Origin of the sequence: Nonomuraea sp. NPDC050022, assembly GCF_044460705.1 — a bacterium.
Taxonomy (GTDB): Bacteria; Actinomycetota; Actinomycetes; order Streptosporangiales; family Streptosporangiaceae; genus Nonomuraea.
The window spans coordinates 537805-562831 of record NZ_JBITKE010000002.1 but is presented as its reverse complement, the minus strand read 5'-3'; the positions used below and the strand labels follow the sequence as shown (position 1 = coordinate 562831).

Sequence of the window (25027 nt, the reverse complement as noted above, 5' to 3'; positions counted from 1 at the left end):
ACGTGCAGGTGAGAGACGTGCAGGTGAGAGACACCGCACTGAGCGAGGCGCGGCTGGGAGACGCGTATGCCTGAGACCGTGAGAGGGCTGGTGGGCGAGCTGGGCGCCACGCTCATGCATGAGCACGTGTTCGGGCTCAGTCCGGAGATTCTCTGGAACTGGCCGGACATCCCAGAAGGGTGGGACCTCGAACGGCGGGCGAGGGAGGCGGCGGCCAAACTGGACGACCTCCGGGCCGAGGGCATCGACACGATCGTGGACCTGACCGTCATCGGGCTCGGCAGGTATGTCCCCGCCGTCCAGCGGGTTGCCGAGCTGACCAGCGTGAACATCGTCGCCGCCACCGGCCTCTACACCTACGACGCCCTGCCCCCGTACTTCGGCAACCGGGGTCCCGGCTCGCTGTTCGGCGGGCCTGATCGGCTGGCGGAGTTCTTCGTACGGGACATCGTTCAGGGAATCGGCCGGACCGGGGTCAAGGCGGGCATGCTCAAATGCGCCACCGACCATCTCGGCATGACCAAGGGGACCGAACGGGTCTTCCGTGCGGTCGCGGAGGCGCATCTGGAGACGGGCGTGCCCATCACCACCCACTCCCACAGCGCCTCCAGGGGCGGCCTGGAGCAGCAGCGGCTGCTCGGCGAACTCGGCGTCGACCTCACCAGGGTCGTCATCGGCCACGCGGGCGACTCGACCGACGTCGCCTACCTGGAGGAGCTGGCCGCGAACGGCTCCTACCTCGGCATGGACCGCTTCGGCATCGAGACGCTCTCGCCGTTCGAAGACCGGGTGTCGATCGTGGCGACGATGTGCGCGCGCGGCCACGCCGACCAAATGGTGCTAAGTCACGACTCGTACTGCTTCAACGATCGGTTCGACGCCGAGGTCGTACGGCAGCGCCACCCGAACTACCACCTCCTGCACATCTCCCGCGATGTCCTGCCCGAGCTGCGCAAGAGGGGCGTCACCGAGGAGCAGATCCACCAGATGCTCGTCGACAATCCCCGGAGGATCTTCGCATGATCGAGGGCACGACCGACGGGACGCTCAAGGACGCGACCGACAGCATGACCGATGGCACGGCTGGCGGGACGGCCAGCGGCACGAGCCACGGCACGATCGAGGACGCGACCGACGACGCGATCGAGGACTTCGACGTCGGCTCGGACTGGCACGTCGCCTCGCCGTACGAGTTCCTCGGCAGGCTGCGCCGGGAGCGGCCGGTGTTCCGCAGCGAGCATCTCGGCGCTTATGTGCTGACCCGGCACGCCGACGTGCGCGCGGCGTACGGCGACCCGAGGCGGTTCTCCTCGGAGGGCTCGCTGACCATCTCCCGCAGCCTCACCCGTGAGACGCGCGACAGGCTGGGCGAGCATGGGTCGTTTCTGTCCAGCTTCGTGGCGAACGTCGATCCGCCCGACCACACCAGGCTGCGGCGTTCGGTGTCGAAGGCGTTCACGCCACGGGCGGTCTCGGCCATGGAGCAGCACTTCCGGCGGCTCAACGAGGACCTGCTCGACCGCGTGGCGCCCAGGGGCGAGGCCGACTTCGTGTCCGAGATCGGGCACGAGCCGTCGATCAAGCTGACCGCCCGGTTCATCGGGGTTCCCGAGTCGGACGAGGGTTTCGTACAGGCGCATGTGAAGGACTGGTTCCAGCTCTTCCTGTCGCCGCAGCCGCCAGACCGCCAGCTCGAACTGGCCGACAGTTTCCTGACCTATCTGGATTACGTGGATCGGCTGGTCGCGGCCCGCGCCAAGGAGCCGCGCGACGACTTCACCTCGCTCATGACCTCGCTGATCGGCTCCGAGCTCAGCCATCGCGAGGTGGTGGAGCTGATCTCCACGATCCTGCTCGGTGGCAACGACACCGTGCCGAACCAGCTCGCCAACAGCGTCCTGCGGCTGCTGCGCGAGGACGCCTGGCCGGTCGCGCCGCCGCTGATCCAGAACGCGGTCGAGGAGTGCATGCGCATCGACGGCGCCTCCCTCGGGTCGTTCCGGTACGCCACCACCGATATTTCACTCCACGACGTGATAATTCCGGAGAAGTCGTTGGTGCTCCTCTCCACCGACTCCGCCGCCCACGACGAGACCGTCTTCCCCGACCCGGACCGGTTCGTCATCGACCGGGCCAACGCCGACGCCCACATGGTGTTCGGTTACGGCATCCACTTCTGCGTGGGCGCCGCGCTCGGCCGGCTGCAGCTTCGGACCGCACTCGACGTGCTCGGCCGCCGCCTGCCCTCGCTCAGGCTCGCCGACGAGCCCATCGTCTACCGCAAGTCCATCGTGGGCCGGGGACTGACGGCCCTGCGGGTGACGTGGTGAGTGCCGCGCCGGGCCGGTTCGATGGGCGGGTGGCCCTGGTGACGGGCGCGGGGTCGGGCATCGGTGCGGCGTGCGCGTCGCGCCTGGCTGCCGAAGGTGCCTGCGTGGGCGTCCTGGACGTGCGCGCGTCGGGCGCCAAGTCGATCGCCACCGCCATCCGCGCCAGAGGCGGCACGGCCACGGCGCTCGTCTGTGACGTGTCGGACGAGAAGCAGGTGGCCGAGGCGATCGGCGACCTGGTCACCTCGTTCGGCCGCCTGGACGTCGTCCACTCCAACGCGGCCGCGCTCGACCCCGGCACCTACGGCCGTGACCGCGACCTTGAGGACCTCGACGTCGCCGTCTGGGACCGCACGATGGCGGTGAACCTGCGTGGCTGCCTGCTCATGGTCAAGCACGCGGCCCCCGTGATGGCCGAGGGCGGCGCGTTCGTCGTCACTTCGTCGGTCTCCGGCCTGCTGGGCGACGTCGCGCACGTCGCGTACGGCACCTCGAAGGCGGCGCTGACCGGTTTCGTGCGCTACGTGGCCACCAAGTACGGCTCGCGCGGCATCCGCTGCAACGCCGTCGCGCCCGCGCTGGTCCTGACCGACGCGGCCGCGCAGGCCCTCGGCCGGGAGCGGCTGGCCGACAAGGCGGCCGAACGGCTGCTGCCCTGGGCCTGCACCCCGGACGACGTGGCCGACCTCGTCGCCTTCCTCGCCTCGGGTGAGTCGCGGTGCATCACGGGACAGACCATCGTCATCGACTCCGGCACGATGGCCCACCGCCCTGAACACGCCCTGCGCCAATGGCGCGACGCGGCGGGGTGATGCTGGTGCGGTGACCACCGGGATTCCCCTGGGGTGGTTCGTCACACGACCGTCTCGATCCCAGTGACGGTCTGTCGTGCTTGGGGTCCTTGTGGGGGAGGCCCTTGCGGGGTGCGGAGGAAGTCGGTCCGTGGTGGTTGGGGTCCTTTCAGGGATGCCCCTGCGGGGGAGCGGAGGAAGGCGGTCCGTGTGGCAGGGAGCCCGTGGAGGGACACTCCTGCGGGGGAGTGGAAGACCGGATGCCCGCAGAACATTCCTAGGAACCGCATTAAGGTTGTGGCGGATCAAGGGGGATGAATGGAGCCGGTGTCGGTCGGGTTGGTCGGGGCGGGGCCGTGGGCGGAGCGCGCGCATGCGCCCATGCTGGTCAACAGTCCGCATCTCCGGTTCGCCGGCGTGTGGGCCCGGCGCCCGGAGGCTGCCGCCCGGCTGGGGGCGCCGGTGTTCGAGCGGGTCGAGGAGTTGTTCGAGGCGTGCGAGGCCGTGGCGTTCTGCGTGCCGCCGGGCGTACAGGCCGAATTGGGGGTGCGCGCGGCGAAGGCCGGGAAGGCGCTGTTGCTGGAGAAGCCGCTCGCCGACTCGCTGGAGAACGCGCGGCGGCTCGCCGACGCCGTGCGTGAGGCCGGTGTGGCCTCCCAGATGGTGCTCAGCATGCGTTATATGAAGCAGGTCAGGGAGTTTCTGGCGCGCTGCGCGGAAATCGAGGCGTTCGGCGGTCACGCCGCGAACATCTCCAATGTCCTGCTGGGCGGCCACCTCTTCGGCACCCCGTGGCGGCTCGAGCGCGGGGCGCTCCTGGACGTCGGGCCGCACGTGATCGACCTGCTCGACGCCGCGCTCGGCCGGGTGACCGGCGTGCGCGCGCACGGCAACCCGCTCGGCTGGACCGGACTGCTGCTCGATCACGAGGGCGGCGCGGCCAGCGAGGCGTCGCTGTGCATGGCCGCCGCCGGTGACCTGCCGCCGGCCAGCGTCGCGGTGTTCGGCAGGACGGGCAGCGTGACGCTGATGCCCAGTGATGACGACGATCCGTTCGAGACCATCGCCGAGGAGTTCGCGCGGACCGTACGCCAGGGCGGCGGGCACCCGCTGGACGCGGCCCACGGGCTCAGGTTGCAAGAGATCATCGCCGAGGCGGAAGCCCAATTGGGCACCCCTTGACTTAACGCCCATCTGGCGCATTGATAGCGTCTGTCCGACGCGCAGAGTTGCAGCGAAGTCCGGTGCGAGTCCGGCGCTGTCCCGCAACTGTCATAGCCAGGTCGCCTGCCTCCGCGCTGACGTCATCAACCCTCGTGGAAAAGGGTGATCCGTCGCTCTCCAGCGGGTCTCTCGGTTCCGACAGTGTGAAAGGACTTCTCGTGAGGCCCGTACGCACGGCCTTCGCGGGCGCGCTGCTGGGAACGCTCGTTCTGGCCGGATGTGGTCAGACCAGCACTACCACCACCCCGTCCCCCGCGAGCCCCACCGGTACGACCGGCTCGACCAGCTCCGCCGCCTTCCCCGTAACGGTCGAGGCGGGCAACGGCAAGGTCGGCATCGCCAAAAAGCCGGAGCGGATCGTCTCGCTCTCCGCCAGCCACACCGAGACGCTCTTCGCCATCGGCGCGGGCCCCCAGGTCATCGCGGTGGACGACCAGTCCAACTACCCGGCCGGCGTCCCCAAGACCGACCTGTCCGGCTTCAAGCCGAACGTCGAGGCCATCGTCGCCCAGAAGCCCGACCTGGTGATCGTCTCCAACGACATCGACGGCATCGTCGCCAAGCTGGGCAAGGTGAACGTGCCCGTCCTCCTGGAGCCCGCCGCCACCAAGCTCGACGAGGCGTACGACGAGATCACCGACCTCGGCGCCGCCACCGGCAACACCGAAAAGGCCGGACAAGTCGTGACAGGCATGAAGACATCCCTCGACAAGCTCTCGGCGAACGCCCCCAAGAACAAGAAGCTCACCTACTACCACGAACTCGACCAGACCCCCTACGCGGCGACGTCCAGCACGTTCATCGGGCAGATCTACGCCATGTTCGGCCTCACCAACATCGCCGACAAGGCGCCGGACCCGGCGGGCGGCTACCCCAAGCTGTCGGCGGAGTTCGTCGCCCAGGCCGACCCCGACCTGATCTTCCTGGCGGACGTGAAGTGCTGCCAGCAGAGCAAGGACACGCTGGCCAAGCGCCCCGGCTGGAAAGGACTGTCGGCGGTCAAGGGTGACCAGGTGATCCAGCTCGACGACGACATCGCCTCGCGCTGGGGCCCGCGGGTCGTGGACCTGGCGCAGACCATCAGCGACGCCGTCGGCAAGGCGGCCACCCGCCAGTGAGGTCCAGACCGATGTGGACGGCGGGCGCGCTGGCCGTGCTCGCCGTCTCCATGGTCGCCGGGCTGCTCGGCGGGGCCGCCGACATCTCACCGTGGCAGGTGGTGCTCCAGGTGCTCGACTGGCTGCCGTACGTACACGTGGACTCGGGGCTGGCCCCCGTGGAGCAAGGGCTGCTGTTCGAGCTGCGGCTGCCCAGGGTGCTGGTGGCGGCCGTGGTCGGCGGGCTGCTGGCCATCGCGGGGGCCGGCTACCAGGGGGTGTTCCGCAACCCGCTGGCCGACCCCTACCTGCTGGGCGCCGCAGCCGGAGCCGGGCTGACCACCACCGTGGTCATCGTGCTCGTGCCGACCCCTGCCGTCGGCATCCCGGTGGCCGCCTTCGCGGGGGCGGTCGGCGGGGTGTTCCTCGCGTACGTGCTCGGCAACACCGCCGGGCGCTCGGGCGGCACCGCCACGCTGGTGCTCGCCGGGGTGGCCGTCACCTCGTTCCTGACCGCGATCCAGACGTTCATCCAGCAGTTCAAGGTCGAGCAGTTGCAGCGCATCTACTCTTGGATCCTGGGCGACGTGGGCGGCGGATGGGACCAGTTCTGGCTGGTCCTGCCGTACGCCGCCGTCTCGGCCGTACTGCTGCTCGCGCACGGGCGGATGCTGGACGTGCTCTCGGTGGGGGACGAGGAGGCCACCAGCCTCGGCGTCCGCGCCGGGCGGGTACGGCTGGCGGTACTGCTCGCCGCCTCCCTGGCCACCGCGGCGGCAGTGGCGGTGAGCGGGCTCATCGGGTTCGTCGGCATCGTCATTCCGCACGTGGTCAGGCGGCTGGCGGGCGGCTCCTACCGGATCGTGCTACCGCTGTCGCTGATCGGCGGCGCCGCCTTCCTCGTGCTCGCCGACCTGGTCGCGCGCACCGTCATCGCCCCCGCCGAACTGCCCATCGGAGTGGTCACCATGTTCGTCGGCGCGCCGTTCTTCGTGGCGGTCCTGCGCATGACCCGGCAGACCGCCACATGACCGCCGCCACGTCCTGGCAGGCCGCCGCGTGACCGCCGACACGGCCCGGCCGGCCTGGATGATCGAGACGAGCGCACTGTCCGTACGACTCGACGAGCGTGAGGTGCTCACCGAGGTCGACCTCTCGGTACGGCGCGGCGAATGGCTGGCGATCATCGGCCCGAACGGCGCCGGAAAGTCCACCCTGCTCAAAGCCGTCATGGGCGTCGTCGCCCACCGGGGCGACGTCACCGTCGGCGGCCGGGCCGCGAACACGCTCAGGCCCAGGGACCGGGCCAGGCTGGTCGCCTACGCCCCCCAGACGCCCTCGCTGCCTCCCGACATCACCGTGTACGACTACGCCCTGCTCGGCCGCACCCCGTACATCCCTTACCTCGGCAGCGAGAGCCGCCACGACAAAGAGGTCACCAGGTCCGTGCTCGAACGTCTCGACCTCACCGAGTTCGCCACGCGCCGGCTGGGGGAGCTGTCCGGCGGCGAACGCCAGCGGGTGGTCCTGGCCAGGGCACTGGCCCAGGAGGCGCCCGCGCTCCTGCTCGACGAGCCCACGACCGCGCTCGACCTCGGACACCAGCAGCAGGTACTGGAGCTGGTCGACCGGCTCAGGCTCGCCGACGAGCTGACCGTGGTGACGACGCTGCACGACCTGACCCTCGCCGGACAGTACGCCGACCGGCTCCTCCTGCTCGCCGGCGGCCGGGCCGTCGCCGCCGGGCAGCCGGGCCAGGTGCTCACGGAGGCACTGGTCGGCACCCACTTCGACGCCCGGGTCGAGATCGCGCCGGGTCCCGGAGGCCGGCCCGTCGTGCACCTGGTCAGGGGTGTCTCGTGAAAGTGGCGCCGGCCTATCGGGTCGAGGGCGTTGTCCTGAAGGGGGTCTCGTGGAGCTGACGTATCGGGTTGAGGACGGAGCGCGGCTCGGGTCGCTGCTGTGGGAGTTCGGGCCGGGGTGGCGGATGATCTCGTCGGCGCTTCTGGGCGGGGGGATCGGGGAGCGTACGTGGGTGCTGAACGCGCAGGTCGTGGCGGGCTACTCGCGGATGGACCCGGTCGAGCACCTGCTCGACCTCGGGCCTGACGGCAGCGGGGTGGGGATGATGACCGCCGCCTCGGTGGAGCGCTACGCGCGGGCGGTGGACGGCGGCGCGGAGGTCGTGGCGACGGTCGGGTTACGCGTCCCCACCTGGGCCGCCGCCCCCGAGGGCGCCACCGACCCCGAACTGGCCCCGATGCTCAGCACCCTCGCGCCGCCCGTGGGGACGATCAACCTGATGGCCGTGCTGCCGGTCGCGATGACCGACGCCGCCCTGGTCAACGCCGTGATGACGATGACGGAGGCCAAGTCCCAGGCGCTGATCGAAGCGGGCTTCCCGTGCACCGGCACCGCCTCGGACGCCCTGTGCCTGGCCGTACGCGCTGAGGGGCCGCAGGAGCTCTTCGGCGGCCCCCGCTCGACCTGGGGTGCCCGCCTGGCCCGCGCCGTCCACTCCGCCGTCCACCAGGGCGCGGCCTCCTGGCGGCCCCGGAGCTAGGACGATGGTCCCCTGGGGTGGTTCGTCTCACGACTGTCCCGATCCCCTGTGACGGTCTGCGGCGGCTGAGGTCTTGTGGAGGAATACCCCTTCGGGGGAGGGGGACGGTCTGTGGTGGTTGGAACCCCACGAGGGAATGTCCCCTCTGGGGAGCGGACTGTGGTAGTTGGCGTCCTTGCGGAGCGATACCCCCATCGGGGGATCCGGGGGCGGGGAAGAGCGGACGTCCGCGGTCGCCGGATCAGCGGGTGAGGCCGTAGCCCTCCTGGGCGCCGCGTTCCGTGACGCGGCCCGCGTCGAGGTCGGCGAGTACCGCTTCGCGGTCCCGCTCGTGCGGGGAGCCCATTCCGCCCCCGCCCGTCGTCTCCACCACGAACGCCTCACCCGCGGCGAACCGCACGTTGTTCACCTTCGACGCCAGTCGCTCGACCGTCCCGTCCAGGTGGCGCTTGAAGAAGCCGCCGACCCGTCCCGGCAGTCCGCCATCGCGACCCGGCGGGGCCAGGCGCAGCCGGTCGCCGCGCGTCGTGACGTGGCAATCCGCCAGGAACCGGTACACGGTCCGCGAGCCAAGCCCGCCGCGATGCCGTCCGGGGCCGCCGGAGTCGGGGATGGTCTCGATCGACTCCACGATCAGCGGGCAGCGGCTCTCCACCGGCTCGGCCTGCGGCACCGAGTTGCGGCCGATGCCGAAGTGCACGCCTGTCGCGTCCGGCCCGTCGAGCCCCCGCCGCGCGCCGACGCCGCCGAAGTCGTACGACAGATGGATCCAGTACGGCGCTCCGACGGCCGCGATCGAGAACGGCTGGAGGATGCCGCTGGGCGCGATGGCCCGCTCCGGTACGGCGTCCGACAGCGCTTGGAAGATGGCCTCCATGGCCGCGTAGATCGGCACGTACCGTCCGCCGCACGGGTAGGGAGAGCGGGCGTTGAGCAGCGAGCCCTCCGGCAGTCGTACCTCGATCGCGCGCAGGCAGCCGTCGTTCATGGGGATCGTCGGATCGAGGAAGCAGCGCACCGCGAACACGGCGGCGGCCAGCGACTGCGACGCGGACGCGTTGATCGCCGCCGGCACCTGGGCCCCGGTCCCGGCGAAGTCGACCACGGCTCGCATCTCCGGTGGTCCCACATCCACCACGGCGCGTGTCTCCTGCGATTCGACACCCACTGTGGCCGGCACCTGAGGCGCGCCGTCCGTCCGAATCTCGGGCGCCTGAGTCTCGCCCTCCGCCCCTGTCGCGGACGCCTCAGGCTCGATGCGCCCGCCACCGGAGGAGTGGCGTTCCAGGGTGATGGCCACCCGGACATCATGTGATTTTTCGGGGCTTATCCCGTCGTCGTCGATCGGGTACGACGCCTCGAAGCGGCCCTCCGGGAGATCGGCCAGCGCGGCCCGTGTCCTGGCCTCCGTGTAGTCGAGGTAGTCGTCGATCCCGCTCGCCAGCCCCGCCGCCCCGTACTCCGCCACCAGCGCCCCGACCCGGGCGGCCGCCACGGCGGTGCCCGCCACGAGCGCCCGTACGTCGCCCATGACCTTGTCCGGCGTACGGCTGTTGGCCCGCAGGATGGCCTCCACAGCAGGTTCCAGACCGGCGGAGGTGGCCAGCCGTACGGGAGGCAGCTGGAGCCCTTCGAGGAAGATGTCGGTGGCCAGCGGTGCCATGCCACCGGCGGACAGCCCGCCCAGGTCCGACACGTGGATCATGGTCGCGGCGAAGTACGCGGGCCGGTCCCCGACGAAGACGGGCCGATAGACGAGCAGGTCGTTGGTGTGCACGCCGCCCCGGTAGGCGTCGTTGAGCACGTACACGTCACCGGGCCGCATGACCTCCAGCGGCACGTCCCGGACGAGCTCCGGCAGGGCGACCTTGAGTGCCATGCTGTTCATGAGCGTGGTGGCCATGGAGTGCGCGATCAGCCGCCCGCGCGCGTCCAGGACGGCGGCGGAGGCGTCGGACCCCTCGACGATGAACGTCGAGTACGCCGACCGCACGACGACGATGCTGGCCTCCTCGGCGGCGACCACCAGCGCGTTCCGCAGCACCTCGGCGGTCAGCACGTCATTCATGCGGCTCCCTGGTCAGATGTATGGCCCGCGCCGGGCCCAGCGTGGCGGTCCACCCGGGCGGCACCACGATCGTGGACTCGGCGTCCTCGATGATCCCCGGACCGGGCAGCACCGCCAGCGTGTCGCGGGTGTGCACCGGCACCTCGACATACCCGCCCACCTCGGCGAAGTAGGCGGGCCGCACTCCAAAAAGCCCCGAAGAAGCCCCGGGGACGTCGGTGACAGCCGGGATCGGGGCGGCGGGCAGGGTGACGCGGACCCGGTAGCTGACGATCTCCACCTCGCCCCGCTGCGAGATCCCATAAACCCGCTCGTACCGGTCGAAGAACCGCCCCTCCAACTCCGTACGCGACGAGCTCCACGGCACGGTCAGATCATGCGACTGCCCCCGGAACCGTACGTCCACCGACCGCGAGACCCGCACCTCCGGATCGGTCGGCGACACCCCGAGATCCTCCGCCGCCGAAGAGGCCAGCGAGTCGAACACCTCCGTGGGATCCCCGGCGTCCAGCCGCGACAGCACCCGGTCCGTCGACAGGTCGCCCACCAGCAGCCCGGCCGCCGACGCGACCCCGCAGTGGGCGGGCACCACCACGGTCCCGATCCCGAAGCGCTCCGCCACCCGCGCCGCGTGCATCGGCCCGGCCCCGCCGAAGGCCACCAGCGCGTACCCGCGCGGATCGATCCCCCGCTGCACGGTCACCACGTGCACGGCCGCGGCCATCGAGGCGCTGACGATCTCGTGGACGGCATGCGCCGCCGCCGCCCTGGACACCCCGAGCGGCCCGGCCAGCCGCTCCAGCGCCTTGTCGGCGAGCGGCGCGGACAGTGGGATCGACGCCGACGTCAGGTAGCCGAGCACCAGGTTCGCGTCCGTGACCGTCGGCTCGGAGCCGCCCAGTCCGTAGCAGGCGGGCCCGGGGTCGGAGCCCGCCGAGTGCGGGCCGACGCGCAGCGCTCCGGCGGCGTCGAGCCAGGCGATGCTGCCGCCGCCCGCGCCTACCTCCGCCAGGTCGATGGCCGGAGTCTTGATCGGCACCCCGGTCCCGGCCCGCCGCCCGCCGAAGCTGCCCTTGCCGCCGACGTGGAACTCGTGCGTGATCTCCGGCCGCCCGTCACGCACCACACAGGTCTTGGCCGTCGTTCCGCCCATGTCGAAGGAGATGACGTTCGCGAACCCGCTGCCCGCCGCCGCGAGCACCCCGGCCGCCGGGCCGGACTCGATCATGGCGACCGCCCGCCTGGCGGCCAGCTCGGCGGAGATCACGCCGCCGCTCGACTCCATCACGTGGATGGGCGCCTCCACGCCCAGCGAGGCGAGCTGGTCGCGCAGCCTGGAGAGGTACGAGGCCATGATCGGTCCGATATAGGCGGACATGATGGTTGTTGTGGCTCGCTCGTACTCGCGGATCTCCGGCCACACCTCGGACGAGACGACCACGTTCTCGACCGATTCGCGAAGGATCGCGGCCACCTGCCGCTCATGGTCGGGGTTGGCGTAGGAGTGCATCAGGCACACCGCAGCCGACGTGATGCCCCGCCGCGCGATCTCCGCCGCCACCCGCCGTACGGACTCCAGATCGAGGGGCGTCAGTACGGCCCCGCGCGCCGACACCCGCTCCACCACCTCGAAGCAGTCGCCCGCGGCCACCGGCGGGGGCGGCGGGGTGAAGCGCAGGTCGTAGCGGTCCTCCTCGACCCGGGCGTACCGGCCCAGGGGGACGACCGAGCGGAAGCCCTGGGTGGTGACGTAGGCCACCCGCACGCCCTTGCGTTCGAGCACGGCGTTGGTGGCCAGCGTGGTGGCGTGCACCACCCGGGTGACCGACGTGGGGTCCACGCCGGCGAGCACGTGTGTAACACCGTCCGTAATTCCGGCGATGGGGTCGTAGGGGGTGCTCAAACACTTGGCTACCGTTACCTCGCCCGCATGACCGCGCAGGACCACGTCGGTGAAGGTACCGCCTACGTCGATGCCGATCGCGTAGCCCATTCCGGTACCGTAGACGTCCAAGCAAGCGCTTGTCTATGAACGCGTCTATTGACTTCCGGCAGGTGATTGAGACCCTTATTTCGATAACTGCGAAATTGGAGCGGAGATGGCACGTCTCACAGCTCTTGCCGGGGGTGTCGCGGCGACACTCGTTCTGCTTGCCCTGCCCGCGGCGGCGCACGAGCACCCTAGCGGTATCACCGACCTCGTAACCCCGGCCGTGGTTCGCGTGGAAGCCTCCTCGCACGTCGAGATCACTCTGCTCGATCACATAGGCGAGCTGATGCATGTGGAACGGTCCTACGACATCCCCTTAGGCGTGGGAACGGGCATCGTGGTCAACCCCGAGGGCGCCGTCGTCACCCTCACCCGCGTGGTCAAGACCGACAAGGACGTGGCGATCTACGCGGCCAACAAGATCTTCGCCGAGCACCACAAAGTGAAGATCCCGATCGACTTCGAGCGGCACAAGGTCAAGGACGACCTGCTTGAGCACCACTTGAAAGAGTGCTACCCGCCCAAGACCAACGTGTCGACCTGCATCATCAACGTCACCACCAACGTCACGATATTTCCGAACGTCTCCCCGGCCGACCCCAAGGGCATCAAGGCCGACATCGTCAAGACCGGCCCGCAGCCCGACAGCCCCGCCGTCCTGGTCCCCACGGGCCGGACCGTCGGCAGCGTCGGCATGCCCACCGCGCCCCTCGCCGACAAGGTGCCCGACCAGCAGGGCTCGCCCACCAACGTGGCCGGGTTCACCGACCGGCCCGGCGCGAACGTCAAGGAGACGGTCGAGATCGCGCACCTGGGCAAAGGCGGCGGCGGACAGGACGCCGGCCGGAGCTTCGCCGACCCGGAGAAGAAGATCGACGAGCCCGTGAAGCTCGGCGCCCTGGTCGATCGCGGTCTGCTCGGCGCGCCGGTCATCGGCGACAAGGACGGCCACGTCATCGGCATGCTGATCGGCGGCGGCAAGGAAGCCAGGATGATCGGCGTCAGGGAGATCCTCGCCGCCCTGGCCAAGGCCGGGGTCGCGCCGCGACGTGGCGCCATCGACGCCGCCTTCGAGGCGGCGCTGACCCGCTACCACACCAAGTACTACACCGAGGCCGCACCGGGCTTCCAGCGCGTACTGGAGCTCTACCCGGGCAACGTGGTGGCGGCCAAGCTGCTGCAGACCTCCCTGCAGAAGCGGGGCGGCCCGGAGGACGCGGGCAGCAAGCAGACCGTGGCACCGGCGCCCAGGAGCATGCCGCTCTGGCCGTTCATCGTCGCAGCCGGGGTGCTGTTCGTGGCCGCGGGCGCCGGGGCGTTCCTGCTGTGGCGGCGACGCCGTACTCCTAACGACAAAACTCCTGACGACCAACCGGACCAGCCACCACCGCTGGTCGCGGCGGCAGCGGCGGCGGCCGCGGCCTCGTCGGTGTCGTCCGCGCCGACCTCACCGCCGGTGCCGCTCGACGAGGGCGCGAACCAGACCGTCGTGGTCCGCAGGTCGCAGCCCTTCCAGGTGATCCCGCAGCAGAAGCAGGTGCTCACCGAGCAGGACCAGCCGTCGGTCAAATACTGCACCGCGTGCGGAATGCGGCTGGGGGCCGCGCACCGCTTCTGCGGCTACTGCGGCCACCCCATCGAGACGTGATGCCCGTGAACGACAGATCGCTCGTGGGCCAGGAGGTGGCCGGCTATTACATCGAGGACATCGTGGGCAAGGGCGGCATGGCCGTCGTCTACCTGGCGCTCGATCCGAGGCTGAGCCGGCGGGTGGCGTTGAAGATCCTGAACCCGGTGCTCAGCGTCGACGACCGGTTCAGGCAGCGCTTCATTCTGGAGTCCCGGACGGTCGCCAGCATCGAGCACCCCAACATCATCCCGATCTACGAGGCGAACGCCGACGCCGACGGCGTGCTCTACATCGCCATGCGCTACGTCGACGGGCTCGACCTGCGACGCCTCATCTACGACCGGGGGGCGCTGCCGATCGCGCAGGCGAACCAGATCATCTCCCAGGTGGCCGCCGCGCTCGACGCCGCGCACGCGCACGACCTGATCCACCGCGACGTGAAACCGGCCAACATCCTGCTGGCCGGGGACCACGTCTACCTGACCGACTTCGGCATCACCAAGCACCGTACGTCGATCTCCGGGCTGACCCAGACCGACCAGTTCATCGGCACGCCGCGCTACATGGCGCCCGAGCAGATCAACAAGGAGCACATCGACGGGCGCTGCGACCAGTACGCGCTGGCCTGCGTCGCCTATGAGGCGCTGTCGGGGCGGCTGCCGTTCCCGCGCGACAACGACATCGCGCTGCTCTGGGCGCACCTGGCCGAGCAGCCCACGCCGCTGTCACAGGTCAGGCCGGAGTTGCCGGTCGAGGTCGACGGCGTGATGATGCGGGCGCTGGCCAAGTCACCCGAGCAGCGCTATCCGTCGTGCACGGCGTTCGTCACCGCGCTGCGCGACGCGATCAGCGGCCAGCCCGCCACGCCGTCGCCCACCCCGTCGTCGGCGGTACGCCAGCGCCAGAAGGCGGCCTCGGCCACCTCCGGCCCGAGCAAGCTGCCGCTCGTGGTGGCCACGGTGATCGCGGCCATCGCGGCGCTGTCGCTGGTCGTGCTGCTCGTCATGACCCAGAAGGGCGACTCCTGGGCCCGCTACCAGAGCACCACCGCCGCCCCGCTCACCTTCGAGTACCCGGCCGACTGGACCGTCCGGACGCATGGCGACCTGTTCGTGGTGGCCTCGCCGCACGCCGCCGAGTTCGAGTCGATGTTCGTCTCCGGCGCGGCCGCGGACTGGACCTCGGTGAACGAGGTCATCACCGGCGACGCCGACAACGCCGTGGGCGTGTACGTGCAGGTCTCCGACGCGCTCAGCGCGAGCGCGACCGCCGCCCAGATGAAGGCCATGCTGGAAGGGCTGCTGCCCGGCGAGATCGTGGTGGACCAGCCCGTGCCCGACCGCGCCGGCGACAGCGACGCCACCCGGTACGACGGCTCCCTGCGCGACCGCAACAGCGGCAACCGGCTCGGCTTCGTCAGTTACGTCATCGACCGCCGGCCCAAACCGCTGCTGGTGCTGTATTTCTGCGCCAAGAACCGCTGCGACGACGCCACCGAGGGCCGCGTCAGGCAGAGCGTCCACCTCTCCTGACATCTCACCATGCGGACATGTTTGGCGGTTTTGGGCGTCCTTATATGTATATTTTCCCGTAGAAGATGCTTATGGCGGGAGATATTTCATGCAGGCGTTCCCCAGGGTGCTGTTCGACGAGGCCCACAGCGAGTCGTGGACCATCCGGCGTGAGGTCGCCGAGGCCATCAACCCGGCCCACCCCGACGACAACAGCTACGCCCGCGCGGCCGAGCTGCTGCGGCGCCTGGGGCACACGGTGACGGCCCGTCTGACCGGACCGCTGGACGCGGGAACGCTCCAGGAGCAGGACATGCTGGTCATCGCGCATCCGTCGGGGGAGCGGTGGGAGCGCACCACGGGGCAGGGGAGCCCGATGTTCTCCGCCGCCGAGCTGGACGCGGTGGAGGCGTTCGTCGCCGGTGGCGGCGGGCTGGTGGTGCTGGCGGAGGAGGAGCAGGACAAGTACGGCAACAACCTGGCCGAGCTGCTGGGCCGGTTCGGGGTGGGCGTGACGCACGCCACGGTGCGGGATCCCGGGCACGCTCACCGAGGGGTGGCGACCTGGGTGCTCGGCGAGCGGGCCACGAGTGACGGGGTGCTGGCCGGGGTCAAGACCGCCTGCTTCTACCGCTCCGGTGCGCTGGCTCTTGAGGATTCGTCCGTGGACGCGACCGTGCTGTTCGCCAGTTCGGCGAGTGCGGATCCGGCGGGGGCGCCGCTGGCCCTGGCTGTGCGGCACGGGCGCGGCCGGGTCGTGGTGTTCGCCGACTCGGACCTGTTCGGCGACGACTCGATCGAGGACTACGACCACCGCACCCTGTGGGGGAACGTGGTCACCTGGGCGGCCCGCGTGCCGGACGACGGCGCCACCGGCTCCCGGGACGAGCGGAAGGCGGCCCTGTTCGCCGCTCTCAAGGCGACGGTCGAAGAGCTCCGCCCGCTCCAGATCAAGGACGGCTCGGTGCCCGACGACAAGCCCCGGGCGAAGGCGCTGGTGGCTGCGATCGACAGCCAGCTAGCCGAAATATCGCCATATTTCCCGCAGGACGCCGCCTACCTGGCCGCCGTCCGCGCCGACCTGGCCAAGTGGAGCGCCCAAGATCTGGGCGTACCGGACTTCCTCGACTCCCTGGAGCTGTTCCACCCCGACACCCAGCGGGTGGACGGCCTGGAGCACCTCGTCGTGTTCCCCATGTACACCCAGAACGGCAATCCGAACCGCACCCTGGAGGCCGTCTGGCTCCGGACGATCTGGCCTGACTGGCTGGCCGAGCTGGAGTCGTCCGGCTACGACAACCCGATGTTCGTGCCGATCGCCTTCGAGGACTTCACCTCCGGCTACGACACCCACTCGGCCGTGCTCTTCCCGGAGACCGTCGCCGTACGTCAGGCGCCCGAGCGGTTCACCTGGGGCGGCATCTTCGCCGACCGTGAGGCCGCCAGGTTCCGGCGGGTCGCCACGGCCGCCACGGCGACGCTCAAGCTCGACCTGCCGCCGGACGCGGCCAGGCTGCTGGAGTCGCAGCGGCTGGCCCAGGACACCTTCGTCATGTGGGACCTGATCCACGACCGTACCCACAGCCACGGTGACCTGCCGTTCGACCCGTTCATGATCAAGCAGCGCATGCCGTACTGGCTCTACTCGCTCGAAGAGCTGCGCTGCGACCTGACGGCGTTCGGCGAGGCCGTACGGCTGGAGGAGAAGGGGGTGCCGCACGCGCGATACGTCCAGCACGCCATCCTGTTCGACCGGCTGTTCCGCTTCCCGATCACCGGTGACCGGGTGCGCAACTACGACGGGCTCGGGGGGCAGCTGCTCTTCGCCTACCTGCACCGCAACGACGTGGTGCGGTGGACCGACAACCGGCTCACGGTCGACTGGGAGCGCGTGGCGGGCGGCGTGGCCGATCTGCGGGGCGAGGTCGAGAAGCTGTACCGGGACAGCATCGACCGGTCCAAGCTGGCGCACTGGCTGGCCGCGTACGAGCTGGTGAGCGGGTATGTCGAGCCGAGCCCCGGATCGACGTGGGCCAAGGGGATCCAGGCGCTGCCGGAGGAGCAGAAGGCCAAGGTGGACGCGGTGCTGCCGGACGAGTTCCCGCTGAGCATGTTCTATGAGGCGCTGCGCCGTAAGCTGGCCGAAGTGGTCGAATCGACTAGGGGGATCCGGGCATGATCATTCTGGTTACGGGTGCCGGCGGCCCCACGGGTCAGGCCGTCTCCGGATTTTTCCGGAAAAATGGGCACACTGTGATCGGGGTCGGCAGGGACGACGTCGACCTTCTCGACCGCGCGGCCGTACAAGCGCTCGCGGACCGGATCTCCACCGAGCACGGCCACGTCGACGGGGTGGTGCACCTGGTCGGCGGCTGGCGCGGCGCGAAGTCGTTCGCCGAGACCGACCTCGACGACTGGGACGCCCTGCACGACCTGCTGATCCGCACGCTCCAGCACGTCTCGCTGGCCTTCGAGCCGCTGCTGCGCAAGAGCCAGAACGGCCGCTTCGTGATCGTCTCCGCCAAGGCGGCCCAGCACCCCACGGCGGGCGGCGCTCCCTACGCCGCCGCCAAGGCGGCCGCGGAGGCGTGGACCCTGGCCCTGGCCGACGCCCTGAAGGACACCGGCAGCGCGGCGGTCATCCTGGTCGTCAAGGCCCTGGTGAACGACGCCATGCGCGCCGCCAAGCCGGACGCCCGTTTCACCGGCTACACCGACGTCAATACGCTGGCGGAGGCGATCGGCGACCTCTACGACCGGCCCGCCGCGCAGCTCAACGGCACCAGATTGGACCTCACTCAGTGATTGCCCGGCACGACCCGCAGCTCAAGAGCTTCGCCAGCGACAACTACGCGGGGGTACACCCGGAGATCCTGCGCGCCATCGCCGACGCCAACGGCGGCCACCAGATCGCCTACGGCGACGACGTCTACACCGAGGCCCTGCTGAGCGTCTTCCAGCGGCACTTCGGCGAACGGGCCCGGGTCTGGCCGGTGTTCAACGGCACCGCCGCGAACGTCGTCTCCCTGCGCGCCATGACCGCCCAGTGGGAGGCGGTCATCTGCGCCGAGACCGCCCACATCCACACCGACGAGGGCGGCGCGCCGGAGGTCGTGGGCGGCATCAAGCTGCTGACCGTACCCACGCCTGACGGCAAGCTCACCCCGGAGCTGATCGACCGCCAGGCCTGGGGCTTCGGCGACGTCCACCGCGCCCAGCCCCGCGTCGTGTCCATCTCCAACACCACCGAACTCGGCACCCTCTACACCCCCGAGGAGATCGCGGCCGTCTGCGCCCACGCGCACGAGCGTGGCCTCCTCGTCCACCTCGACGGCTCCCGCCTCACGAACGCCGCCGCCGCCCTCGACGTCCCGCTGCGGGCGCTGACCACCGACGCGGGCGTCGACGTCCTCTCCTTCGGCGGCACCAAGATCGGCCTGCTGTACGGCGAGGCGGTCGTGGTGCTCAACCCCGAGGCGGCCGGCGGCATCGACTACATCCGCAAGACGTTCATGCAGCTGTCGTCGAAGATGCGTTTCGTGTCCGCGCAGTTCGAGGCGCTGCTCTCCGGCGACCTGTGGCTGCGCAACGCCCGCCAGGCCAACGCCATGGGACAGCGACTGGCGGCGGCGGTCCGCGACATCCCCGGCGTCGAGGTGCCGCGCCCGGTGGAGGCGAACGCGGTGTTCGCGGTGCTGCCGCGTGAGGTGACGGAGCGGCTGCAGAAGCGGTTCCGGTTCTACACCTGGAACGAGGCGACGGGGGAGGTGCGGTGGATGTGCGCCTTCGACACCACGGAAGCGGACGTGGACGCGTTCGCGGCCGCGATCCGGGAGGAGATGGGCTGACTCTTTGGGCCCTCAGGACTCTTAGGGCTTGCGGGTTCTTAGGGCTTCGAGCTCTCAGTCGGTGAGCGCGAGGCGGGCGGCCTGCCAGCCGCCCATACCGTGCACGGCCGCCCCGGGCGGTGTGGCCGCCGAGCAGAGGAACACCCCCGGCAGCGGCGTCCGCCAGGGCGCCGCCGACCACACCGGCCGCCTGACGAACTGCCCCAGGCTCGCCAGCCCGCCCCCGATGTCGCCGCCCACCAGGTTGGGGTTGGCCGCCTCCAGCTCGGCGGGCCCCATCGCGTGCCTGGCCAGCACCCGGTCGCGGAACCCCGGCGCGAACCGTTCGATCTGCCCCTCGATGGCGTCCGTCATGTCGACCCTGGACCCGTTCGGCACATGACAGTAGGCCCACAACGTGTGCCCGCCCCGGCTGTCATCGGCCGCGTACGGCTGCACGAGCAGGACGTACGGCCGCGGTGAGTGCCGCCCGTGGGCCATCTCGGCCTCGCTGAGCGCGATCTCCTCCAGCGTGCCCCCGAGATGCACCGTCCCGGCCGCCGCCACCGCCGGATCCCGCCACGGCACGGGCCCGTCGAGCGCCCAGTCCAGCTTGAACACCCCTGGGCCGTACCGGTAGCGCTCCAACCCCCTGCGATACCCGGCCGGCAGCTCGGCCATCGTCAGGAACTGCCGGGGGGTCACGTCGAGCACCACCGTCTCGGCATCCAGCTCCCGCAGGTGACGTACCCGATGCCCGGTGACCGCCTCCCCGCCCAGCGCCCTGAGCCTGGCCACCAGGGCGTCGGCCAGGACCTGCGACCCGCCCTTCACCACCGGCCACCCCACCAGGTGCGCCAGGGCCGCCAGGAGCAGGCCGTACCCGCTCGTCATGGGCGAGCGCAGGTCGAGCATGGAGTGGGCGGCCATGCCCGCGAGCACCGCCCGCCCCTCGACGGTCCGGAACGCCCGCCGCCCGAGCGTGGTGACCGGGAGCCCCGCCGCCACTCCGAACCTGGCCGCCTGCGCGAACACCCGCGGCCGCGGCTCCCAGGGCCCGAGCGGCTTGAGCAGCAGATCGACCAGCGGCAACCCGGCCCGCGCCGCCGCCCCCACCGTCCGCTCCCATACCGCCGCATCCCTCCCCAAACCGGTCGCGGTACGGCGGGCATCACGGTGCACGAGCACGGCGGGCCGATCGTCGAGCGGATGAGCGGCGACCACAGCGGGATGCACGAACTCCACCGAACCGAACTCTCCCACATGGAGACCGGGCTCTTTGGCGCCGGATCCACTGATGCCGAGCTCCCTGAAAGCAGGAGAGGCCAGCGCCATCGCCATCACGGTCGCACCCAGATCATGCACCCGCCCGGGCAGCGTCACCTCAGCCGACCGCAGCCCCCCGCCGAACTGATCGGCCGCCTCCAGCAGCAGCACCTCACGCCCGGCCTGAGCCAGCAGCACGGCGGCGACAAGCCCGTTCGGCCCGGACCCCACCACAACGGCGTCGGCACTCACCTCAGGGCCGCCTCAATCCGTGACGCCGCGCGCTCACTTCATCCCCGCCTCAGTCCCTGGCGCCGCGAGCCCACTTGAGGCCCGCCTCAATCCAGCCCATTGCCCTGAGACGCCTTGCGCTCACTTCAGGATGGTCGGGTACGGCTGCGCGCCGCGCTGCTTGAGCATCTCGGTCATGAGCTTGATCTCGCCGGTCTGCCCATTGACGATCTTCTGCGCCATGCTGACCACCTCGTCCCGCGTGGACAGCTTCAGCAGACCCTCGGCCATCTGCACCCCGCCCTCATGATGGCGGATCATCAACTGCAGGAAGAGCACCTCGGCAGCCGTACCTTGCAACTCCTTGAGCTTGGTCAGCTGGTCCGGCGAGGCCATGCCCGGCATCAACCCGCCCACGGGGACGGCCGCGGGGGCGGCCGACGTCCCCGACCCGCTGTGCCCGTGCCCGGCCATCCAGGCCATCGGCCGGCGGTCGGTGGCCTGGTCGAGCTCCCACTGTTGCAACCACCCCTGGAACATGCCCCGCTGGTTGGACTGGGTGGTGATGATGTCGTAGGCCAGGTTCCGGATGTCCTTGGACTGCGTCTTGTCCCTGATCGTGAACGACATGTCGACGGCCTGCGCGTGATGCGTGGCCATGTCGCGAGCGAATCCGGCCTCCGCCGAGGCGTCGCCGGGAGTGCCGCTCCGACCCCATACGAGGAAGATCACCGCTCCGGCGAGTATGAGCACGGCGCAGGCGATGAGCAGTGAGTTCTTGGCGGGCTTTTCCATGGCTCGTCCAGCGTACCCATCTCATCGCCGAGACGAGTCCGGACACTTAAGACGCTCTTATTCTCCGCATACTGCACTAGGGCATAGGGTGACCCGGAGTTGGCATGCCGATGGAGGAACGATGACGAAGGAGAAGGCGCAGGCGCGGCGCGAGCATCTGCAGAAGATGCGAGCGCAGCAGAAGAGCAAGGAGCGCCGCGCCGCGCTGTTGATGTGGGGGGCAGGCGGACTCGTCATCGTGCTGCTCGTCGGAGTGGTCGGTTTCTACTTGGTCAAGCAGGCCAAAGAGACGTCATTGGGGGATGTGGCCAACTACAAGTACGAGGCGGGCCAGCACGTCTGGAACACGGTCACGTACAAGGAGACCCCGCCGGTCGGTGGCCAGCACAACAACTACTGGCAGCAGTGCGCGGTCTACGACAAGCCGATCCACAACGAGCACGCCGTCCACTCGCTGGAGCACGGCGCCCTGTGGATCACCTACCGCCCCGACCTGCCGAAGGCGCAGGTCGACGCGCTGAAGAAGACGGCCACCTCGACGGGGCAGCAGGACTACATGCTGGTCAGCCCGTACCCGAACCTGCCCGCTCCGGTCGTGGCATCCTCCTGGGGCCACCAGCTGAAGCTCGACAAGGCCGACGACCCGAAGCTCGCGGCGTTCATCAAGAAGTACCAGAACGGCCCGGACACCCCTGAAGCCGGCGCCATCTGCGGCGGCCCCGACGCCATCACCACGACCGCAGACCAGGCCCCCCTCCCCCCGGAGCCCAAGGGGCAGGCCAGCCAGCCCCCCACGGAAATGATCAGCCCCAGCCCCACCAACAAGTAACCCCAAGCTCGGGCCTCCCTGGCGGTCGGGCGGCGCCTCCCAGGGGGCTCCGCCCCCTTCGACCCCCGAAAAGCATGGTCTTCGCTCTTCGCTCAGGCTGTCTTTTGTGGGGCTCCGCCTTTCGGCGGGGGCCTGCTAGCCCCCGCTACCCCCGGACGCGATCCCGTCGCGGCTGTCAGACGCGGGGGCACAGGCTGCTGGACTGTCGGCCCAGTGGGGGGTGATGAGGTCTACGGCCAGGACCCGCGCCTATGCGGCCTGCTGGAGCAGCGCGGGGTCGACTACGTGCTGGCGATCGCGGGCAACCGGCGGGTGAACCCGGATGGAACCGACAGCAGCGCCGCCGATATCGCCGTCGGGGTGGCCGATCGGCACTGGCACCGCTACCGCGCCGGCCATGGCGCCATAGGATCGCGCTGGTATGCCTGGGTCTGGGTGCATCGACGAAACCACCGCCGAGGGATACCGGGGGCTGCTGATCCGCCGCCGCAACCTGACCACCGGTGAACTGGCCTTCTAGCACTGCTCCGCACCCACGGAGAGGCCGCTGATGGCTCTGATGAAGACCGCGGGTATCCGTGGGCGGTGTCACTGGAGTACTACGGGAACGCGCTGTGGCGCCTTGACGTCCGGGCAGGGCCGGAGGTAGGCGAATGATCGTCACTTTGCGTGCTCTTGATGTAACAATGAGTGTCATGCCATCCCCTCCACATGACACCCTCGTCAAGCTGTTCGCCCACCGCCCTCAACTGGCGGTGGAGATCCTGCGTGACTTCCTGGGGGTGGACCTGCCCGCCACTCCGCTGATCCGGCGGGAGACGAGCACCTTCAACACCCGCCCTTCCGATGACATCGAGGCCGACCTGGTTCTGGTGCTGGGGCCACCACAATCGCCCGTCCACGCCATCATCGTGGAGATCCAGCAGGACAAGACCAAGAACCCCCGGCAGTTCGCCCGTTACGCCGCCGCCCTGTGGCTGATGCTGGGCTGCGACGTCTCGGTCCTGGTCGTCTGTCCCGACCGCAGAGTCGCCGAGGACTATGCGCAGCCGATCGAGTCCGGGCTGACCGGCTACCGCCTGCGACCCTGGGTGCTGGGGCCGGACGACATCCCGGCCATCACCGACCCCCAAGAGGCCGCCGCGCACCCCGACCTCGCGGCCATGTCGGTCATGGTGCACGGCCGCGACCCCAAGGTCGTCGAGGCGTTCGCCACCGCCCTGGCGGACGTGACCGACGAACACGCTCCGGATTACTATGAATACGCATACAGCATGTCCACGCCCGCCATCCGCTGCCTCCTGGAGGAGATCATGAAGTCCGCGTCCACCAAATGGCCGGTCTACAGCCCCTTCGCCCGCGAGCACTACGGCCGCGGCAAAGCAGACGGTAAGGCAGAAGGCAAGGCCGAAGGTAAGGCCGAAGGTAAGGCAGAAGGTAAGGCGGAGGGCAGGACAGAGGGCAAGGCGGAAGAGGCCGGCAGGTCGGTGCTGCTCGTGTTGGCTGCCCGTGGCTTCAACGTTCCCGACGAGGTGAGCACCCGGATCGTCACTTGCACGGACCTTGCCCAACTCGAGACCTGGCTCGCCCGAGCGGCCACCGCCCAGACCCTCCAAGGGCTGTTCGACGAAGCGGGCTGAGTGCCGGGCCGCCTGGTCGGCGCCGGCCTGCCACGGCTATTCCGACCGGTCGCCGGAGACCCGCGAGTGACCGGAGCGTCGCCAGTTGCCGAACCGGCAGGCCACGCATGTGCAATGGAGTCGTCCCGTGGGAGTGAATGCCATGGGGACAGAGCCGTACAAGCGGAGAGGTACAAGCGATGCCGGAGTGCATCCACAGAGAACCGCCACGGCCTGGCCAAGGTCTTTGAGCGAGGCGGAGCGAGCAAACGTCAGATTCGTTCGACTTCGAGCACGAGCTTGCCGGTCGTACGGCCGGACTCGATGCGGCGGTGCGCCTCTGCGGCCTGCTCCAGCCGTAGCGACTCCACCTGCACCCGAAGCTCCCCGCTGGCGGCCGCCGCGACAGCCCGGTTCAGCGCCCGACCCGCCTCTGCCGGGAAAGCGGCGGAGAACGCGGCCAGGTTGAACCCGGAGACCGTCTTGTTGGTGAACCACAGTTCGTCGGCCGAGATCCCGACGTCCTCGGCGCCGGAGGCGTTGCCCATCACCACCATCCGGCCCATCGGCGCGAGCAGGTCCAGGCTGGTGCGTCGTGCCGTACCGCCGACCATGTCCACCACGACGTCGAACCGACCGGCCTCGGCCACCTGCTCGCGCAGCACGACCTCGTCGTAGCCGAACGCCTTGGCGGTCTCGATCTTGGCGGGGCTGCCCACGGTGCCCACCACGCGGCCCGCGCCCAGCAGCCGGGCGGCCTGGCCGAGCTGGCTGCCCACGCCTCCTGCGGCGGCGTGCACGAGCACGGTTTCGCCTGGTTCGATGCGGGCTACCCGGTCGAGTACGAGGAACGCGGTGGTGCTGTTGGAGGGCAGCGCCGCCGCTACGCCCAGCCCCAGGTCGTAGCCGTCCAACGGGGCCACCAGGTCGGCGGAGGTAGTCACCACCTCCGCGTAGCCGCCGCTGTCGACGATCGTCAGCGCGGCGACCGACTGGCCCACACGCAGCCCCTCGACGCCGGGGCCGAGCGCCCGGATGCGGCCGGACACCTCGATGCCGGGCACGAAGGGCAGCGGTACGTCCACCACGCCCTGCCGGTAGAGGATCTCGGCGAAGTTGGCGCCCGCGTAGGCCACGTCGATGGAGACCTGCCCTGGCCCGGGCTCGGGGAGCTCGACCTCATCGAGGCGGAGGACATCAGCACTGCCGAATTCGGGAATCGTGATTGCCTTCATGTCTTCCATCGTGGTGGGAAG

At 70.0% G+C, this 25027-nt stretch carries 21 protein-coding genes and 1 riboswitch; of the genes, 16 read left to right on the top strand and 5 right to left on the bottom strand.

The window, feature by feature from the left end:
• Positions 1-66 precede the first annotated feature (66 nt).
• The 8 genes from ACIBO2_RS09125 (at position 67) to ACIBO2_RS09090 (ending at position 8005) form a co-directional block, all read left to right on the top strand.
• Entirely contained in the window at positions 67-1023 is a 957-nt protein-coding gene (locus ACIBO2_RS09125) for a phosphotriesterase (protein ID WP_397296128.1), read from the top strand.
• Entirely contained in the window at positions 1020-2330 is a 1311-nt protein-coding gene (locus ACIBO2_RS09120) for a cytochrome P450 (RefSeq protein WP_358551026.1), read from the top strand. The genes ACIBO2_RS09125 and ACIBO2_RS09120 overlap by 4 nt, the downstream gene beginning before the upstream one ends.
• Entirely contained in the window at positions 2327-3142 is an 816-nt protein-coding gene (locus tag ACIBO2_RS09115) for an SDR family NAD(P)-dependent oxidoreductase (protein ID WP_358551028.1), read from the top strand. The genes ACIBO2_RS09120 and ACIBO2_RS09115 overlap by 4 nt, the downstream gene beginning before the upstream one ends.
• A 297-nt stretch (positions 3143-3439) precedes the next feature.
• Positions 3440-4303 carry a Gfo/Idh/MocA family oxidoreductase gene (locus tag ACIBO2_RS09110; RefSeq protein WP_358551030.1) on the top strand — a complete coding sequence of 288 codons (864 nt, stop codon included), beginning with the start codon at positions 3440-3442 and terminating at the stop codon, positions 4301-4303.
• A 7-nt stretch (positions 4304-4310) separates the two neighbouring features.
• Positions 4311-4431: riboswitch (cobalamin riboswitch) on the top strand.
• A 72-nt stretch (positions 4432-4503) separates the two neighbouring features.
• Positions 4504-5463, top strand: coding sequence for an ABC transporter substrate-binding protein (locus ACIBO2_RS09105; RefSeq protein WP_358551032.1), 960 nt, complete (start codon positions 4504-4506; stop codon positions 5461-5463).
• Between the two features lie 11 nt (positions 5464-5474).
• Positions 5475-6473, top strand: a complete 999-nt coding sequence (locus ACIBO2_RS09100) for an iron ABC transporter permease (protein WP_358551224.1) — start codon at positions 5475-5477, stop codon at positions 6471-6473.
• Positions 6474-6501: 28 nt separating this feature from the next.
• Positions 6502-7305 carry an ABC transporter ATP-binding protein gene (locus tag ACIBO2_RS09095; RefSeq protein WP_358551034.1) on the top strand — a complete coding sequence of 268 codons (804 nt, stop codon included), beginning with the start codon at positions 6502-6504 and terminating at the stop codon, positions 7303-7305.
• A gap of 49 nt (positions 7306-7354) precedes the next feature.
• The gene (locus ACIBO2_RS09090; RefSeq protein WP_358551036.1) at positions 7355-8005 is read left to right on the top strand and encodes an adenosylcobinamide amidohydrolase; all 651 of its coding nucleotides are present in this window, start codon (positions 7355-7357) and stop codon (positions 8003-8005) included.
• A 241-nt stretch (positions 8006-8246) separates the two neighbouring features.
• Here the strand turns inward: ACIBO2_RS09090 and ACIBO2_RS09085 are convergent, their stop codons facing one another.
• Both ACIBO2_RS09085 and ACIBO2_RS09080 read right to left on the bottom strand, forming a co-directional pair.
• Complete coding sequence (locus ACIBO2_RS09085) at positions 8247-10073, bottom strand: hydantoinase B/oxoprolinase family protein (protein ID WP_397296124.1); 1827 nt, start codon at positions 10071-10073, stop codon at positions 8247-8249.
• Positions 10066-12066, bottom strand: a complete 2001-nt coding sequence (locus ACIBO2_RS09080) for a hydantoinase/oxoprolinase family protein (protein WP_397296122.1) — start codon at positions 12064-12066, stop codon at positions 10066-10068. Before ACIBO2_RS09080 ends, ACIBO2_RS09085 begins: the two co-directional genes overlap by 8 nt.
• 106 nt (positions 12067-12172) lie before the next feature.
• Here ACIBO2_RS09080 and ACIBO2_RS09075 point away from each other — a divergent pair, with 106 nt between their 5' ends.
• The 5 genes from ACIBO2_RS09075 to ACIBO2_RS09055 all read left to right on the top strand — a co-directional run bounded on the left by ACIBO2_RS09075 (position 12173) and on the right by ACIBO2_RS09055 (position 19052).
• A complete protein-coding gene (locus ACIBO2_RS09075; protein ID WP_397296120.1) occupies positions 12173-13711 on the top strand; it encodes a hypothetical protein in 1539 nt (512 codons plus the stop codon).
• Complete coding sequence (locus ACIBO2_RS09070; protein ID WP_358551044.1) at positions 13711-15225, top strand: serine/threonine-protein kinase; 1515 nt, start codon at positions 13711-13713, stop codon at positions 15223-15225. The genes ACIBO2_RS09075 and ACIBO2_RS09070 overlap by 1 nt, the downstream gene beginning before the upstream one ends.
• Positions 15226-15313: 88 nt before the next feature.
• The gene (locus ACIBO2_RS09065) at positions 15314-17383 is read left to right on the top strand and encodes a DUF6421 family protein (protein ID WP_397296118.1); all 2070 of its coding nucleotides are present in this window, start codon (positions 15314-15316) and stop codon (positions 17381-17383) included.
• Positions 17380-18009, top strand: coding sequence for an SDR family NAD(P)-dependent oxidoreductase (locus ACIBO2_RS09060; protein WP_358551048.1), 630 nt, complete (start codon positions 17380-17382; stop codon positions 18007-18009). The genes ACIBO2_RS09065 and ACIBO2_RS09060 overlap by 4 nt, the downstream gene beginning before the upstream one ends.
• Positions 18006-19052: a threonine aldolase family protein gene (locus ACIBO2_RS09055; RefSeq protein ID WP_397296115.1), complete on the top strand. Its 1047-nt coding sequence runs from the start codon at positions 18006-18008 to the stop codon at positions 19050-19052. The genes ACIBO2_RS09060 and ACIBO2_RS09055 overlap by 4 nt, the downstream gene beginning before the upstream one ends.
• Positions 19053-19106: 54 nt before the next feature.
• Here the strand turns inward: ACIBO2_RS09055 and ACIBO2_RS09050 are convergent, their stop codons facing one another.
• Both ACIBO2_RS09050 and ACIBO2_RS09045 read right to left on the bottom strand, forming a co-directional pair.
• Complete coding sequence (locus ACIBO2_RS09050) at positions 19107-20549, bottom strand: NAD(P)/FAD-dependent oxidoreductase (protein WP_358551052.1); 1443 nt, start codon at positions 20547-20549, stop codon at positions 19107-19109.
• Between the two features lie 120 nt (positions 20550-20669).
• Complete coding sequence (locus ACIBO2_RS09045) at positions 20670-21323, bottom strand: DUF305 domain-containing protein (protein ID WP_358551054.1); 654 nt, start codon at positions 21321-21323, stop codon at positions 20670-20672.
• Positions 21324-21444: 121 nt separating this feature from the next.
• On the opposite strand from ACIBO2_RS09045, the gene ACIBO2_RS09040 reads away from it, so the two are divergent.
• The 3 genes from ACIBO2_RS09040 to ACIBO2_RS09030 all read left to right on the top strand — a co-directional run bounded on the left by ACIBO2_RS09040 (position 21445) and on the right by ACIBO2_RS09030 (position 23792).
• Positions 21445-22152 carry a DUF3105 domain-containing protein gene (locus ACIBO2_RS09040; RefSeq protein WP_358189138.1) on the top strand — a complete coding sequence of 236 codons (708 nt, stop codon included), beginning with the start codon at positions 21445-21447 and terminating at the stop codon, positions 22150-22152.
• Positions 22153-22365: 213 nt separating this feature from the next.
• Entirely contained in the window at positions 22366-22659 is a 294-nt protein-coding gene (locus ACIBO2_RS09035) for a hypothetical protein (RefSeq protein WP_358551056.1), read from the top strand.
• Between the two features lie 188 nt (positions 22660-22847).
• On the top strand, positions 22848-23792 hold the full coding sequence (locus ACIBO2_RS09030) for a hypothetical protein (RefSeq protein WP_397296112.1): 945 nt from the start codon (positions 22848-22850) through the stop codon (positions 23790-23792).
• A gap of 251 nt (positions 23793-24043) precedes the next feature.
• On the opposite strand, the gene ACIBO2_RS09025 is transcribed toward ACIBO2_RS09030, so the two are convergent.
• Entirely contained in the window at positions 24044-25006 is a 963-nt protein-coding gene (locus tag ACIBO2_RS09025; RefSeq protein ID WP_358551060.1) for a zinc-binding dehydrogenase, read from the bottom strand.
• Positions 25007-25027: the final 21 nt, after the last annotated feature.

Bases quoted from the DNA above. Each gene is read 5' to 3' on its own strand.
- ACIBO2_RS09125 (WP_397296128.1), top strand. From the start codon at position 67: ATGCCTGAGACCGTGAGAGGGCTGGTGGGCGAGCTGGGCGCCACGCTC.
- ACIBO2_RS09120 (WP_358551026.1), top strand. From the start codon at position 1,020: ATGATCGAGGGCACGACCGACGGGACGCTCAAGGACGCGACCGACAGC.
- ACIBO2_RS09110 (WP_358551030.1), top strand. From the start codon at position 3,440: ATGGAGCCGGTGTCGGTCGGGTTGGTCGGGGCGGGGCCGTGGGCGGAG.
- ACIBO2_RS09100 (WP_358551224.1), top strand. From the start codon at position 5,475: ATGTGGACGGCGGGCGCGCTGGCCGTGCTCGCCGTCTCCATGGTCGCC.
- ACIBO2_RS09085 (WP_397296124.1), bottom strand. From the start codon at position 10,073: ATGAATGACGTGCTGACCGCCGAGGTGCTGCGGAACGCGCTGGTGGTC.
- ACIBO2_RS09080 (WP_397296122.1), bottom strand. From the start codon at position 12,066: ATGGGCTACGCGATCGGCATCGACGTAGGCGGTACCTTCACCGACGTG.
- ACIBO2_RS09075 (WP_397296120.1), top strand. From the start codon at position 12,173: ATGGCACGTCTCACAGCTCTTGCCGGGGGTGTCGCGGCGACACTCGTT.
- ACIBO2_RS09070 (WP_358551044.1), top strand. From the start codon at position 13,711: ATGCCCGTGAACGACAGATCGCTCGTGGGCCAGGAGGTGGCCGGCTAT.
- ACIBO2_RS09065 (WP_397296118.1), top strand. From the start codon at position 15,314: ATGCAGGCGTTCCCCAGGGTGCTGTTCGACGAGGCCCACAGCGAGTCG.
- ACIBO2_RS09060 (WP_358551048.1), top strand. From the start codon at position 17,380: ATGATCATTCTGGTTACGGGTGCCGGCGGCCCCACGGGTCAGGCCGTC.
- ACIBO2_RS09045 (WP_358551054.1), bottom strand. From the start codon at position 21,323: ATGGAAAAGCCCGCCAAGAACTCACTGCTCATCGCCTGCGCCGTGCTC.
- ACIBO2_RS09040 (WP_358189138.1), top strand. From the start codon at position 21,445: ATGACGAAGGAGAAGGCGCAGGCGCGGCGCGAGCATCTGCAGAAGATG.
- ACIBO2_RS09030 (WP_397296112.1), top strand. From the start codon at position 22,848: ATGCCATCCCCTCCACATGACACCCTCGTCAAGCTGTTCGCCCACCGC.
- ACIBO2_RS09025 (WP_358551060.1), bottom strand. From the start codon at position 25,006: ATGAAGGCAATCACGATTCCCGAATTCGGCAGTGCTGATGTCCTCCGC.